Source organism: Paenibacillus sp. FSL R10-2734 (assembly GCF_037963865.1).
GTDB lineage: Bacteria > Bacillota > Bacilli > Paenibacillales > Paenibacillaceae > Paenibacillus_AQ.
In genome coordinates this window covers 2,317,607-2,330,911 of sequence record NZ_CP150170.1, presented here as the reverse complement: position 1 = coordinate 2,330,911, position 13,305 = coordinate 2,317,607, and the positions used below count along the sequence as shown (strand labels likewise).

The window sequence follows — 13,305 nt, the reverse complement described above, 5'->3', positions numbered from 1 at the left end:
GATATTTTTGTTTGTATGCTATTTTAGAAGGGTTAAACATATTATTAGTACATACATATATCATTTCAAGAAAAAATCTCATATTTCAAAAAAAGGTGGTGGTGTGGTGCGCTCCCGTAATTCCCAAAGCCGCATGATGGCAACCATACTAATTCTCTTCTGCTGTACATTGTTCCCGTTACAATCTACGGTGTACCTGTCTGCCGATCCTAGTGGTTCTTTTTTCGATTCTTCTATACCAAATAATGAAGAAACCCGTAAATTGCTGGAACAAACCTTGTCTTCCGCAGAAATCGAACGTGAAATCATCAAGATTACAGCCGATCAAAAAGAGCTTGAACAAAAGGTAGAATACCTCGAAGAACAGGCATCCCAGAAGCAATCAGCCATTGCGGACCAACAAGAGCGTGCAGGTGCAATCGTGCGTTCTTATTATATGGGTGATAGAGATGGTCTCTTGTCCGCGTTTCTTTCCGCGAAAAGCATTAGCAGGTTCATGGCTCTATTCGATTATTATGAGATTATTATCGGAAATGACCGCAAAATTCTCACGCAATACGAAGAACAGTATAGTGATCTAAAAAAGACCCTCCAAGCTGCACAGCGCAGCTCGAAGGATCTTGCACAGCTGCGAACCGCTCTGGAGGAACAGAAAATTCGGGTAGCCGCGCTCAACAAAGAAATTGAAGGTGGGATTAAAGACAGTAGTGATCCTGATAATATGAGTGCTCTACTTCAAGAATTCACATTATATTGGGAGAATATTGGCTTGCGCGAGGTTAAGACCTACTTCAAGGCGTTATCTTCTGCAATGAATAAATTACCTCAGTTTGTTCAGAATCGAGAGGGAGTGCTTACTCGCAAGGGGGTGACTTATGTCTTGAATCTGAAGGAAGAGGATCTAAACGAATTTCTTCAGTCCCAGAATACGCTATTTAACGATTTCGCTTTTCATTTCAATGACGGAACAATTACTGCCACTGGAAAAAGCGGGGCTCTAGCCCTTTCACTAACCGGTCATTATATAATTCAGCAAGAACCAATCAATGGACTTATATTCCAAGTAGATCAAGTTGTATTTAATGGTCTCGAATTACCTGACACTACTAGAAAGACACTTGAGGAAGAATTCGATTTAGGCTTTTATCCTGGAAAAATCGTTTCTTTCCTACGTGCCACAGAAGTAGATAGTAAAGAGGGCATCCTGCAAGTTAAACTTTCTATCTCATTCTAAGCCTTCTTTTATGAAGTCTTTGTACCCTACCGCATCAATTTTTCCTGTAAGTAGTAAGGATACCGCTTCAACAATCTTACTCCAGCCGCCTTGGGATTCAACCCCCGGGGCGGTTTCTTCTGTCAGCAATAGTTCGACTTCGAAAGGAAGCTTATATTTGAAGTCATGCTCCGAACGATAGAGGATATCCAGTGCAGGCAAGCTCTCCGTATTCTCCAGCCAATCCATCTGAGAATCCTCAGAGGTGATAAACGTCAACCAATTCACGGCTTCCTTTGGACTTTGGGATTGAGCCGGAAGTGCAAAAGAACGGCTGTAATAGGATTCAAGGCCTCTCCCGTTATTTGCAGTCAGTGGCGCTTCAGCCACTAAAGTTGAATTTCCATGTTTCTGCCACTCTGATAGTGGTAGGGCAGCAACAGCAACGCTTCCTCCCTGAATCATATCCCAGACATCCTTATTATATCGACTGGTAAGGTAAAAATAACTACGCGCATTCTGAGTCCAATTCATCACTTCTTCATTATCAGATAGCAAGCTGCTGTTCATACTCTCCATTACCGCCGACAATCCATATGGATTACGGGTATCCATCGCCAGTAAATATTCCCCTTGCTCCTTTAGCACATTTTGAAGCAGTGTGTTCCACTGTTCCAGACTTCTTGGCAAGGTGTTGAACCCCAGCTCCGCAAGTCGCTGTGGTGAATAAACAAGTACATAAGGGTCTATATCCAGCGGCACTCCCCAATTATATCCGTTCCATTGCATCCATGGGATCAGCTGAGTTAACGGCGCACTCCCTGGAATACTCTGATAAACATCCACCGGCAATAAATATCCACGTGTAGCCCAGTCGAGAATACTTCGTCCATCCGCCATGACAATATCTGGGCTGTCCCCGATGGTTAGATCATGCTTCAAAACTTCATCTGCATCCTCGCTATCAATATTTCTTAAAATTACCTTCACTCCGCTTTCTAGGGTATAACGATCGCTTAAAAGCTCCAGCTCACTGAATTCCTCACTGTTTAGTGATACCGTTATGTGCAGGCTATCTATAGTTCCCTCTTCCCCTGAAGAAGGATTTGTCGACTGACTTTGCGGCTTTTTCATAGGATGTGGGTCGTTATTGGTACTCAATTCCATACTGGGCGACAAGCTTGTCAGCGATAGTAGTAAAATTGCAAAAAGCAGCCAATAATTTTTGCGTTTCAGCACGATTTCCCACCTTCCCCATGATTCCTATCCCCTATTTTACCAAACCCACTGCCGCTTGTCTTTAGAATGTGAAAACGTTCTCTTTCTATTATATGGGGAAACGAACGGAGGAGTTTATTCGTGCATGGTTCTTTGAGTGCGAAGGACGCTCCAAGTCCGGTGATTCAGCCGCCATTACAAGAAAGCTTTGGACTTCCGATCGCTGTTATCCTCAGATTTCCTGATTTAATTACCGCATATTGCGGTTGAAAACCGAGGATAAAGGCGAACGCTTCGCTTCTACAGTTCCAAACATTCTTTCCATGGCTCTAATCACCGCAACCAACCTACTAAATTCCTCCGCCGTTTCTGGGGCGGGCAGGAAAAAGCCGGGAGGTTATGCTTCTCTCGGCTGAGATTGAAAGTTGGTCAGAGTAGGTCCATAGCCAAGTTCGGTGATCCATTCGCCATTACCAGAAAGCTTTGGACTTCCGATCGCTGTTATCCTCAGATTTCCTGATTTAATTACCGCATATTGCGGTTGAAATCCGAGGATAAGCATTTGCTTTCGATGCTAGCTTTCCTACGGAAAGCTTTCGGGCGAACGCTCCGCTTCTACAGTTCCAAACTTTCTTACCATGGCTTTAATCACCACCGCCACCATTAATTCCTCTGCATCTGAGTCCGATAATAAGCCGAAAACCCAATATTAGCACAAATAAGAGCCATACGGTCCGCACCCATTGGTAGTAGTTTGTTTTCGGACCGAAATGCACCTATTATGGTTATTTGGTGCGTTTTCCCCGAGTTCCGGACTGCATTGCTCTTATTGATCGAAAACTGTGCCTTAATGATGTGTTTTTGAGCCAATAACTGTATCTGAGTCCGATAATGAGCCAAAAACCCGATATTTGCACAAATAAGAGCCATACGGTCCGAACCCATTGGTGGTAGTTTGTTTTCGGACCGAAATGCACCTATTATGGTTATTTGGCGCGTTTTCTTTGCAAAATTACTGAGACGGGCAGGAAAAAGCCGGGAGTTATGCTTCTCCCGGCTGACATTGAAAGTTGGTTAGAGTAGGTCCGCGGCCAGTTGGGCCAGACGGGAACGCTCACCTTTTTCCAAAGTAATATGTCCGCTAATCCCTTGCTGCTTAAACTTCTCGACGATATAACTAAGTCCATTGCTCGCAGCATCCAGATATGGATGATCGATTTGCTCCGGATCGCCCATAAGAATAACCTTACTTCCTTCACCCGCTCTGGAGACGATAGTCTTCACCTCATGACGGGAAAGGTTCTGAGCCTCATCAATAATAATGAACTGTGAAGGGATTGAACGTCCACGAATATAAGTTAAGGCTTCTACCTGTATACTGCCTAGGCCCATTAATATTTTATCAATATCTCCAGCTTTTTTGGTATCGAACAGAAACTCCAGATTATCATAAATAGGCTGCATCCAGGGTCTGAGCTTCTCATCCTTTTCTCCGGGCAAATAACCGATATCCTTACCCATAGGCACCACCGGACGGGCAATAAGCAATTTCTTGTATTTATGTTCATCCTCAACTTTGAATAGTCCGGCGGCAAGCGCCAATAACGTCTTTCCGGTTCCTGCCTTACCTGTAATCGTCACAAGTGGGATCTCATCATTTAGAAGTAGCTCCAATGCCATTCGTTGTTGAGCATTTCGGGCGCTGATCCCCCAAACCGAATCATTGCCCAAATAGAGCGGCTCCAGACGGGTTGCATCACTATTTACTTTGAGAAGAGCCGATTTGCCGCTGCCAATCTCATCCTTTAGAATTACAAATTCATGAGGATAGAGCGGATACGACAACGCGAGCTGTTTAACCGTTAAAGAACGGTGACTGTAATATTCATCAATCAATGCCGGATGAACCTGCAGAGATTGGTAACCAGTGTATAATTCATTTAAATCTCCAGTACGATCTGACAAATAATCCTCTGGCGTAATTCCTAGCACATCCGCTTTAATACGTACCAGCACATCCTTACTCACAAGCACTACGGGACGCGGATCAGGCTTCTCTTTCTCTTCAATTAAATAATTGAGAGCTACAGCCAAAATCCGATTGTCGTTAGATACCTCGCCAAACATTTCCTGTACCTTCACAAAACTGCGATGGTTAAGTTCTACCTTCAGCTTGCCTCCATGCTCCAGTTCCACACCACTATGCAAATGACCTAGTTCACGAAGTCCATCAAGCAATCGGGAAACCGTGCGGGCATTCCGACCGATTTCGTCAGCATTGCGCTTCTTGGAGTCGATTTCTTCCAGCACAACCGCCGGAATAACCACCTCATGCTCCTTGAAAGAGAAAATCGAATTGGGGTCGTGCAAAAGCACGTTGGTATCTAGCACAAATATTTTGTTCATATTATCCCCTCCACAGCGCCTGGTTTGATTGATCATACATAACTCTTTCCGCCAAGGGAAAAGATAAGATACAGAAACGATCTTTGGCTGAAAGGAGTAAGCACATATGAGAAAATCAATATGTCTGTTGCTGGTACTGCTGCTACTGACAAGCTGCGGTATCGCTAATAAAAAGACATCACCCTCTCCTCAGAATAAACAATCTGCGAATGCTGTAAAGGATACGGGGAACCATGAGGTTCGGCAATTGTCCAATGATGGTGCGACTAATCCTAAAGCCACCTCAAAAGCTGGTCAAGCCGTCAGTGTTAAGGGTGAAAGTGAAATTGCACTTAAAGACCATTTTGAACAGTTGGCCAAAAGAGTTCCCGGTGTGAATGGCGCACATTGTGTAGTTATGAACAAGGTTGCCATTGTAGGTCTTGACGTAGAAGGTTCTCTAGGTCGGTCACGTGTAGGAAGCATTAAATATTCAGTGGCAGAAGCGATCCGCAAAGATCCAAGAAGTGTACGGGCCTTGGTCACAGCCGATATGGATCTCTCAAGCAGATTAGCGGAAATGAGCCGCCATATCTCTGAGGGACATCCGATTTCCGGATTCTCATCCGAACTGGCTGATATCATCGGACGAATCATGCCGCAGTTGCCAGAGGATACTAAGCCGATTAAAAATGCTCAGTAGAGGACAAAAAAAGCCCAGTGATATTCTCACTAGGCTTTTTTCATGGCAGCAAATACTTGTCCGTCCAGCTTCTCAGCGGCACGTCCATCATAAACCTTTGCATATCTTGGGGCGGATTCAAGCTGCGCGCCGTAAAAAAGCGCGTTACGCACCGCCATTATTTCAACATCAAAACAGCACATCTTGAAAGGCACATCCTGAAGTGGATCCTGCCTAACAACGGCACTGCCGTTAACGGCATGGACAGTACCCTCACCAAACACAGTAATGGTCACTAACGGGTTAAGCTTCATGTTGTTCACGAGTCTGGAACGATGATCTACAGCCAGACGCACAGTACTAGGACTAACTGCATAAATCCACGAAATAGCCGTGGACGTAGGACCTCCTGATTCCGCATCAACTGTGTTGAGAAGAACAAAAGTTTCCGATTGCAGCATCGATAGCAAGGTTTCATTTAGCTGAGCAACGGCTTCGGACATAAGTACTGGCCCCCTATGCGGCGTAAATTCATTCGATTTATTATATTATAGCACAGGCTGAAACTTGCATTCAATTTTAGAAGAAGTGTTATTAAGGTCTTTAAGGCGTCTCATTGGATTCCGAAGCGGAGGTAGCAGAAACTCCTGCTAACCGATCCTGTAGGCTTTTCTTGGCAGCGTCAAGTTCCTCATTATTAATATATACATACGGACTTCGCCACGTTCCAGTCACGGGCTTGAATTCGATATTCTCTTTGGAAATCTTCCAATAAGTCGCAATCATGTCTTTAATTTGCGAATTCTCGATATCAGTCTTCATGTTATTGCCCACTGCGTCAAGCACCTTACCAATTTTTAATACGCCACCAAGCGATTGCATCTGATCTACCAGAGAATGAAGGACCTCATTCTGGCGTTTGTTCCGATCAAAATCATCAGAGCCCTTAGTCTTAGGCTTACAATTAGACTTACGGTATCGCACATAATCTAGCGCCTTATCTCCATCAAGCTCTGCTGGACCTTTTTTCAGATTGATATTCGTACCGTCTACGGTGTCTGTATAACACATATTTTCGCTAATGTTAACTTTGACTCCGCCAAGCTCGTCTACCACATCACGGAAGCCTTGAAAATCCAGAATCGTTGTATAATTTACGTCAATGTCTAGATATTTACTCATCATCGTCTTCATCTCATCTTCTGCCAAAATGCCAGAGGATTTCTCCTTACCCTTGAAGCGAGCATAGAATTCGTTAATCTTCGTTTTCTTGTATCCATTGAGCTCAACTAAGGTATCGCGTGGAAGGGAGACAATGGTTGCTGATTTTGTCTTAGGATTAAGTGTTGCAACCATAATAACGTCTGTCAATCTAGATTCATGCTTAGGTCTATTATCCGTACCCAGTATAAGCATCGTCAGTGGCTTTTCTGTAGCTGAATGTCCTGGGGCAACCGTTCCTTTAACACCTGCATTAAAAACACCATTCTCAAGCTTCCAATACAGATAGCCCCCATAGCCCAATACGCCAAGAATCGCAACAATGAGCAAGGTCAATAAGATTCTAACTAATCTGCCAAAAAAGCCTCTCTTTTGCGGTTTCTTCTTTTTTTTCTTAGGAGCACCCTTTACAGGCTGTTTTCTATTATTAGGTTGTTGACCACTTGCTCTTGGAGGTAAACTGCTGTTTCGTGTACTCATAGTAGAATAAAGTCCTCTTCATTTCATTTGGAATTATAATGGCTACTCTTAAATAGACGTTCCATAAGCAGTAAAAGTTTCGTTTACTGTCTTTTTGCTGCAGCTGCAGCCTTTCTCTTCTGTCGGGCTTCTACGATATAACGTATCCTTACCATCAGCATTAATCCGACAGCAACAAGCAGGCATTGGATAATCGGAAGTTTATCGTGCTGGAAAATAAGGAGCATTCCGGAGCCAATCGCCATCATTATGTACAACATGATCTCTTTGCCAATCGATAATTTTTGATTCACACGAAATACCTGGTTGTAAACAAACGTAAGCAATATAAAAATAACAATATAAGCGATAATTGGATGATCAGCAAACCAGACCTGCATAGCTAATAACACTCCTCCCAAATTTAAGATACGTTTACATTATATCATCAGTAAGGGAAGTTTTTGTTATAAAAAAAACCGCCGAAAGTTAAACCTCCGACGGCTCTTTACTATGCTATGTTGATCTTACGCGTTTGCTTGTGCCATTTTACGCTGCTTCTCCACACGTTCGCGTTCGCCTTTGTTCAGAATCTTTTTGCGCAGACGAATGGATTTAGGTGTGATTTCACAGTATTCATCATCATTCAAATATTCAAGTGCGCCTTCCAAAGAGAAGGTACGTGGTGTCTTCATTTTTACAGTATCATCCTTACCGGAGGTACGCATGTTGGTAAGTGCTTTTTCTCTACAGATGTTAACGATAATATCGTTATCACGGGTATGCTCGCCTACGATCATACCTTCATAAATTTCTGTACCTGCATCCAAGAAGAGAATACCACGATCCTCAACGCCAACTATTCCATATTGTGTTGTTGATCCAGTCTCACTTGCTACAAGCACACCTTGATGACGTCCGCCAACTTGACCAGCAACCAGTGGAGCGTAGCTGTCAAAAGCATGGTTCATAACGCCGTAACCGCGTGTCAAAGTCAAGAAGTACGTGTTGTAACCAATCAAACCACGTGCAGGAATCAGGAACTCCAGACGTACTTGACCCGTACCGTTGTTAATCATGTTGACCATTTCGGCTTTGCGAGTGCCCAGACTTTCCATAACAGAGCCCATGCTTTCTTCTGGAATGTCAATCATAAGACGCTCAAGTGGCTCCGATTTAACACCATCGATTTCTTTAATGATTACTTGTGGTTTAGAAACTTGCATTTCATAACCTTCACGACGCATATTCTCGATCAGAATACCAAGGTGAAGCTCACCGCGTCCAGAAACGATAAATGCATCAGGACTATCAGTTTCTTCCACACGCAAACTCACATCTGTCTCAAGTTCTTTAAAGAGACGCTCACGAAGCTTACGGGAAGTTACCCATTTACCTTCTTTACCAGCAAAAGGACTGTTATTTACAAGGAAAGTCATTTGCATAGTTGGCTCGTCGATCTTAAGAACTGGCAGCGCTTCTGGATTCGCTGGATCAGCAATGGTCTCACCAATGTTGATGTCCTTGATCCCTGCGATAGCAACGATATCCCCTGCGCCCGCTTCTTCTGTTTCAATACGTTTCAAACCTTGGAAGCCGAACAATTTCTCAATACGTGCGGTTTTACTCTTACCGTCACGCATAATTACAGTTACAGATTGACCTTGTTTGATCACACCGCGGTTTACACGGCCAATAGCAATACGACCCAAGTATTCGTTATAATCCATCAACGTTACGAGGAATTGAAGCGGCTCTTCTACACTTTCAGTTGGAGCTGGGATATGCTCAACGATTGTTTCGTAAAGTGAAAGCATTGTCTCATCTTGCTTCTCAGGAACCATGCTTGATGTTCCGTTAAGAGCAGATGCATAAACAACCGGGAATTCCAATTGTTCGTCACTTGCTTCAAGCTCGATGAACAAATCAAGTACTTCATCAATTACTTCCTTCGGACGAGCAGCTGGACGGTCAATCTTGTTTACTACAACGATTGGAGTCAGCTTTTGTTCCAATGCCTTACGAAGTACGAACTTCGTTTGTGGCATACAACCTTCATAAGCATCAACAACAAGCAGAACGCCGTCAACCATCTTCATAATCCGTTCTACTTCGCCACCGAAGTCAGCATGGCCAGGAGTATCTACAATGTTGATAAGGAAATCTTTATAGGTAATTGCTGTATTTTTAGCTAGGATTGTAATTCCGCGTTCCCGCTCGATATCGTTAGAGTCCATGGCACGTTCTTGTAGGTGCTCGTGTGCGCTGAAGATCCCCGATTGCTGAAGAAGCTGATCGACGAGTGTTGTTTTGCCATGGTCAACGTGGGCAATGATCGCAATGTTGCGAATATCTTTTCTTGAATGCATGATTTGTATCCAAATCCTCTCATTTATCAAATTAAAACTGTTAAAATTCATAGCATGTCACGGCAGTCTCACAAAAGAAGCGCCCGGCATAAAGCCGACGCTTCAACATAACATTAATATTATAGTGAAAGCACTATGAAAAGCAAGTCTTTTTATGAAAAAACAGTTTCCAATTTTCGTTTTTTTTTTAGGATGAAACATGAACTAGCTTCGATTCCATCTATTCCTGCCACGTGTTCTGCCCCGTCCAGTAATCAGCCAAATCCCTGCAGCGATGAATACAATACCAATTAGATAGATCACACCCGTACCCATGAGACTGAAAATACAAAACGCTATGCTTAGAACGCCTAATATAACAGCAATCGCAGACAGTCCCCCTGTCCGTCTTGGAGAATTGATGGAATATTCATACAGACCTACGGCAATGCCGAGCAGAAGCACAGGCCATAAATATTTCATAAGACCCCATCCCCATATATTGCAAAGACCAAACAATAAACCATATACCGTTAATATCCCCCCGGGAATCAATACCGTCGCCGAAGCGCGGCGGCTAAAAAATAACATATGTAGAGCCAATCCTAGAAGTAAAATCACTAGAGGCCAAAGGGCACGTCCCAAAAATCCGAAGACCCCCAGCTTACCGAATAAAATCACGATGCCAGCAGCTACAATGAATATTCCTAGTTTTATGTCATTCTTGGAAGACATCCTTCACCCATCCCTTCAAATTCACGTCTACCTCACTACCTTGTCATCTCATACAACTAAAAACGACAGGATTCTTAGTTCATATATTATCTGAAATATACAAAAAACGCCATCACTGTACAAATCAAAAAACGAACAATTCCAATTTATGGAGATGTCCGTTTAGTATTGCCTTTTATTGCAATTTATTAACCTACAGATGTTGTTCTGCGTTTAACGGCGCCCGTAACAACCACTAATATTCCTAAAGCAATCGGCAGTATGGAATGCGTGGATGGGAGCAAAAAGGATAACATTGTCCCTAGTTTTGCATCCTGAAGCATCATATCACCAGCTGTAAAGGCCAAAATATACGCACCGATAAATACGAGCAACGGAAATCTATGCAGCCAGCCTACAATGAGGCTACTTCCCCATACTACAATCGGAATGCTGAGTGCGATCCCGATTACAATTAATGACAAGTCTCCTTTGGCTATACCGGCAATTGCCAGTACATTGTCCATACTCATAATAAAATCAGCCACGAGAATCGTTCGGATAGCCTTCCATACAGAAGAAGATTCCGTAACCCTGAGATCCTCCTCTTCTTCAAGCAGCAGCTTGAAGGCAATCCACAATAGCAGAATCCCTCCTCCAGCTTGAATGTAAGGGATTTTCAAAAGTAATACAGCTACAAAAGTAAGCGCGCAGCGCAGAATAACAGCTCCCGCAGCTCCCCACCATACCGCAGTCCTCCGGTGCTTCTCCGGAAGGTCCTTACTGGCCATTGCGATGATCATTGCATTATCTCCACTTAGTACAAGATTGATCATCAATATTTCACCAAGGAGCAATAATGATTCCATTCTCTTATACCTCCCCGAATCACATGTAACTACATGTATGTTCGGAAGTGACAAGCTATGCTTCCTGTCCAACTTTTTTTTGAGAATGAAAGCATGTATGCTCCTTTTTTTGCGTATACAAAACTAAGCACATCTTACTTTGTGCTAATCTGAACAAACTTTAGGGGTGACTACGCTTGAATACAACCATCTGGGAGTTTGTATTATCGCTGCTTAATATTATCTTTCTAGATCTCATTCTTGCCGGAGACAATGCTATAGTTATCGGACTTGCAGCGCGTAATTTACCAACCAGTACCCAAAAAAAAGCTATCGTGCTCGGGACAGCAGGTGCCGTAGTATTACGGATTATCGCAACGATTCTGGTCGTATGGCTTTTGAAAATCCCCTGGTTACTGCTAGCAGGTGGAATTTTACTTATTCTGATTGCCTATAAGCTGTTAACAGATGAGAACAATTCAGCGAATATCAAGGCTGGGCAAAACCTCTGGTCTGCTGTGGGTACGATCATTCTAGCCGATGCTGCAATGGGACTGGATAATGTCATCGCCATTGCGGGAGTTGCTAAACACAATATCTCTCTAGTTGTCATAGGACTGCTGATCAGCGTTCCGATCGTGGTCTGGGGAAGTACTCTTTTTATAAAAATAATCAACAAATATCCATGGATCATTTATATTGGTTCAGCAGTCTTAGGGTTTACAGCGTCAAGCATGATTACAGATGAACAGCAGCTAGCACCTTTCTTTAACCAACACCCACTATTGAAAGCTCTGTTTATATTCGTGATCATCGTTGCCATCTTAATGGGGGGACATTGGAGACGCCAATCAGGCCATAAAAAGTCAAAAAAGCTGCCTCAACCGTAGGATATTGCTACGAATGAGACAGCTTTTTTTGTCTATAATATTAGAACCATTCTTCCTGTAATCCAGCCTGAGCACTTACTCCATCTCTAGGCTTCTCATCTCCATACGGAGTGATCAAGACAGTCTCAGTGGCTTCAATCGCTGCGTCCAGCAATTCAGAATATCCAGGCAGCGTAGCTTCAATCTTATCTACAATCCGTAAATTCGGGTTCGTTGTAGGTGATTTCGGTACAAATAAAGTACAGCAATCCTCATAAGGAAGGATAGATAACTCATAGGTGCCGATATTCTTAGACAGCTCCACGATATCACTTTTGTCCATCATTACCAGCGGACGCAAAAGAGGAAGTGATGTAGCCCGTCCGATCACATTCATGCTTGGTAACGTCTGACTAGCTACCTGCCCTAGACTTTCACCGGTTACGATCGCAAGGGCCCCCTCACGTTCAGCAAGCTGTGTAGTAATCCTCAGCATCGCTCTCCGCATCAGCGTAATAATCAGATTATCCTGACCTATCCCAGTAAACGACGTCTGCACCTCTGTAAAGGGTACTAAATGCAGCTTGATGACTCCCGCATATCGTGACAATACCCGTGTAAGATCAACCACTTTTTGCCGAGCGAGCTCACTCGTATAAGGATAACTATAGAAGTGTACGCACTCCACCTCGAGTCCACGACGCATGGATGACCAACCAGCTACAGGGCTATCAATGCCTCCAGACAGCAATAACATCGCTTTTCCATTCGTGCCTAGCGGAAATCCGCCAACACCAGCAATATTTTCGCAGAATATATAAGTATGACCTTGACGAATTTCGACCTTCAGCTCCAGTTGAGGTGACTTTACATCCACAATAAGTCCGGAATAGCCTTGCAGTAGCGGTGTCGAGACTAGCTTATTCATCTCCATGGAGCCATAGGGGAATCCCTTCCATACCCGCCTTGCATTTACCTTAAATGTAGTACCCGGTGCAGGAGCGATGATCTCCAAAAAATGACGGCTGACTGCCACAATATCTTCAAGCTCTGACTTAGCCACCTTCACCGGACTGACAGAAGCAATACCGAATACGTTCTTGAGTGCTTCTACCAAACTGGCAGCAGGTTCTCCATTCAGCTCCACATAAATTCTTCCGAATTCCTTGGCTAGAACCACCTTTGGATAAGGCTTAATCATTTCTTGCACATGACGTAATACCGTTTTCTCAAATCGGGCGCGATTCTTTCCCTTTAAAGTAAACTCCCCGAAACGCAAGAGCAGCATATCGGCGTAATTTATACTATTGGCACTGCCTTTAGCAGATTCCTGATTCATCACATTCAT

Annotated in this window: 14 protein-coding genes; 4 read left to right on the top strand and 10 right to left on the bottom strand. The window is 43.6% G+C overall.

Annotated features, from left to right (window positions below; all coding sequences use genetic code 11):
- Positions 1-106: 106 nt before the first annotated feature.
- Entirely contained in the window at positions 107-1,234 is a 1,128-nt protein-coding gene (locus NSS67_RS10265) for a hypothetical protein (RefSeq protein WP_339319441.1), read from the top strand.
- On the opposite strand, the gene NSS67_RS10260 is transcribed toward NSS67_RS10265, so the two are convergent.
- Positions 1,226-2,452, bottom strand: a complete 1,227-nt coding sequence (locus tag NSS67_RS10260) for an extracellular solute-binding protein (protein ID WP_339319440.1) — start codon at positions 2,450-2,452, stop codon at positions 1,226-1,228. The genes NSS67_RS10265 and NSS67_RS10260 overlap by 9 nt on opposite strands.
- A 120-nt stretch (positions 2,453-2,572) precedes the next feature.
- Between NSS67_RS10260 and NSS67_RS10255 the strand changes: the two genes are divergently transcribed.
- Complete coding sequence (locus tag NSS67_RS10255) at positions 2,573-2,701, top strand: hypothetical protein (RefSeq protein ID WP_339319439.1); 129 nt, start codon at positions 2,573-2,575, stop codon at positions 2,699-2,701.
- 127 nt (positions 2,702-2,828) lie between these two features.
- On the opposite strand, the gene NSS67_RS10250 is transcribed toward NSS67_RS10255, so the two are convergent.
- A complete protein-coding gene (locus tag NSS67_RS10250) occupies positions 2,829-2,993 on the bottom strand; it encodes a hypothetical protein (RefSeq protein WP_339319438.1) in 165 nt (54 codons plus the stop codon).
- A gap of 512 nt (positions 2,994-3,505) precedes the next feature.
- Positions 3,506-4,837, bottom strand: coding sequence for a PhoH family protein (locus NSS67_RS10245; RefSeq protein WP_339319437.1), 1,332 nt, complete (start codon positions 4,835-4,837; stop codon positions 3,506-3,508).
- A gap of 106 nt (positions 4,838-4,943) precedes the next feature.
- Between NSS67_RS10245 and NSS67_RS10240 the strand changes: the two genes are divergently transcribed.
- Positions 4,944-5,519 (top strand): YhcN/YlaJ family sporulation lipoprotein, encoded by a 576-nt coding sequence (locus NSS67_RS10240; protein WP_339319436.1) that lies wholly within the window; start codon positions 4,944-4,946, stop codon positions 5,517-5,519.
- 29 nt (positions 5,520-5,548) lie between these two features.
- On the opposite strand, the gene NSS67_RS10235 is transcribed toward NSS67_RS10240, so the two are convergent.
- The 6 genes from NSS67_RS10235 to NSS67_RS10210 form a co-directional block, all read right to left on the bottom strand.
- Positions 5,549-6,001 (bottom strand): pyridoxamine 5'-phosphate oxidase family protein, encoded by a 453-nt coding sequence (locus tag NSS67_RS10235; RefSeq protein WP_339319435.1) that lies wholly within the window; start codon positions 5,999-6,001, stop codon positions 5,549-5,551.
- A gap of 100 nt (positions 6,002-6,101) precedes the next feature.
- Positions 6,102-7,199, bottom strand: coding sequence for an LCP family protein (locus tag NSS67_RS10230; protein WP_339319434.1), 1,098 nt, complete (start codon positions 7,197-7,199; stop codon positions 6,102-6,104).
- An 83-nt stretch (positions 7,200-7,282) separates the two neighbouring features.
- Positions 7,283-7,579 (bottom strand): YlaH-like family protein, encoded by a 297-nt coding sequence (locus NSS67_RS10225; RefSeq protein ID WP_339319433.1) that lies wholly within the window; start codon positions 7,577-7,579, stop codon positions 7,283-7,285.
- 126 nt (positions 7,580-7,705) lie between these two features.
- Entirely contained in the window at positions 7,706-9,547 is a 1,842-nt protein-coding gene (typA, locus tag NSS67_RS10220) for a translational GTPase TypA (protein WP_339319432.1), read from the bottom strand.
- Positions 9,548-9,751: 204 nt separating this feature from the next.
- Positions 9,752-10,261, bottom strand: coding sequence for a hypothetical protein (locus NSS67_RS10215; RefSeq protein ID WP_339319431.1), 510 nt, complete (start codon positions 10,259-10,261; stop codon positions 9,752-9,754).
- Between the two features lie 188 nt (positions 10,262-10,449).
- Positions 10,450-11,109 carry a TerC family protein gene (locus NSS67_RS10210; RefSeq protein WP_339319430.1) on the bottom strand — a complete coding sequence of 220 codons (660 nt, stop codon included), beginning with the start codon at positions 11,107-11,109 and terminating at the stop codon, positions 10,450-10,452.
- Positions 11,110-11,285: 176 nt separating this feature from the next.
- On the opposite strand from NSS67_RS10210, the gene NSS67_RS10205 reads away from it, so the two are divergent.
- Complete coding sequence (locus NSS67_RS10205) at positions 11,286-11,978, top strand: TerC family protein (RefSeq protein ID WP_339319429.1); 693 nt, start codon at positions 11,286-11,288, stop codon at positions 11,976-11,978.
- A gap of 40 nt (positions 11,979-12,018) precedes the next feature.
- Here NSS67_RS10205 and thiI read toward each other — a convergent pair whose 3' ends face one another.
- Positions 12,019-13,305 carry a tRNA uracil 4-sulfurtransferase ThiI gene (gene thiI, locus NSS67_RS10200; protein ID WP_339319428.1) on the bottom strand — a complete coding sequence of 429 codons (1,287 nt, stop codon included), beginning with the start codon at positions 13,303-13,305 and terminating at the stop codon, positions 12,019-12,021.

Excerpts from the sequence above, each read along its gene's own strand:
- NSS67_RS10250 (WP_339319438.1), bottom strand. The coding sequence starts at position 2,993 with ATGCTTATCCTCGGATTTCAACCGCAATATGCGGTAATTAAATCAGGA.
- NSS67_RS10245 (WP_339319437.1), bottom strand. The coding sequence starts at position 4,837 with ATGAACAAAATATTTGTGCTAGATACCAACGTGCTTTTGCACGACCCC.
- NSS67_RS10240 (WP_339319436.1), top strand. The coding sequence starts at position 4,944 with ATGAGAAAATCAATATGTCTGTTGCTGGTACTGCTGCTACTGACAAGC.
- NSS67_RS10235 (WP_339319435.1), bottom strand. The coding sequence starts at position 6,001 with ATGTCCGAAGCCGTTGCTCAGCTAAATGAAACCTTGCTATCGATGCTG.
- NSS67_RS10230 (WP_339319434.1), bottom strand. The coding sequence starts at position 7,199 with ATGAGTACACGAAACAGCAGTTTACCTCCAAGAGCAAGTGGTCAACAA.
- NSS67_RS10225 (WP_339319433.1), bottom strand. The coding sequence starts at position 7,579 with ATGCAGGTCTGGTTTGCTGATCATCCAATTATCGCTTATATTGTTATT.
- typA (WP_339319432.1), bottom strand. The coding sequence starts at position 9,547 with ATGCATTCAAGAAAAGATATTCGCAACATTGCGATCATTGCCCACGTT.
- NSS67_RS10215 (WP_339319431.1), bottom strand. The coding sequence starts at position 10,261 with ATGTCTTCCAAGAATGACATAAAACTAGGAATATTCATTGTAGCTGCT.
- NSS67_RS10210 (WP_339319430.1), bottom strand. The coding sequence starts at position 11,109 with ATGGAATCATTATTGCTCCTTGGTGAAATATTGATGATCAATCTTGTA.
- thiI (WP_339319428.1), bottom strand. The coding sequence starts at position 13,305 with ATGAATGTGATGAATCAGGAATCTGCTAAAGGCAGTGCCAATAGTATA.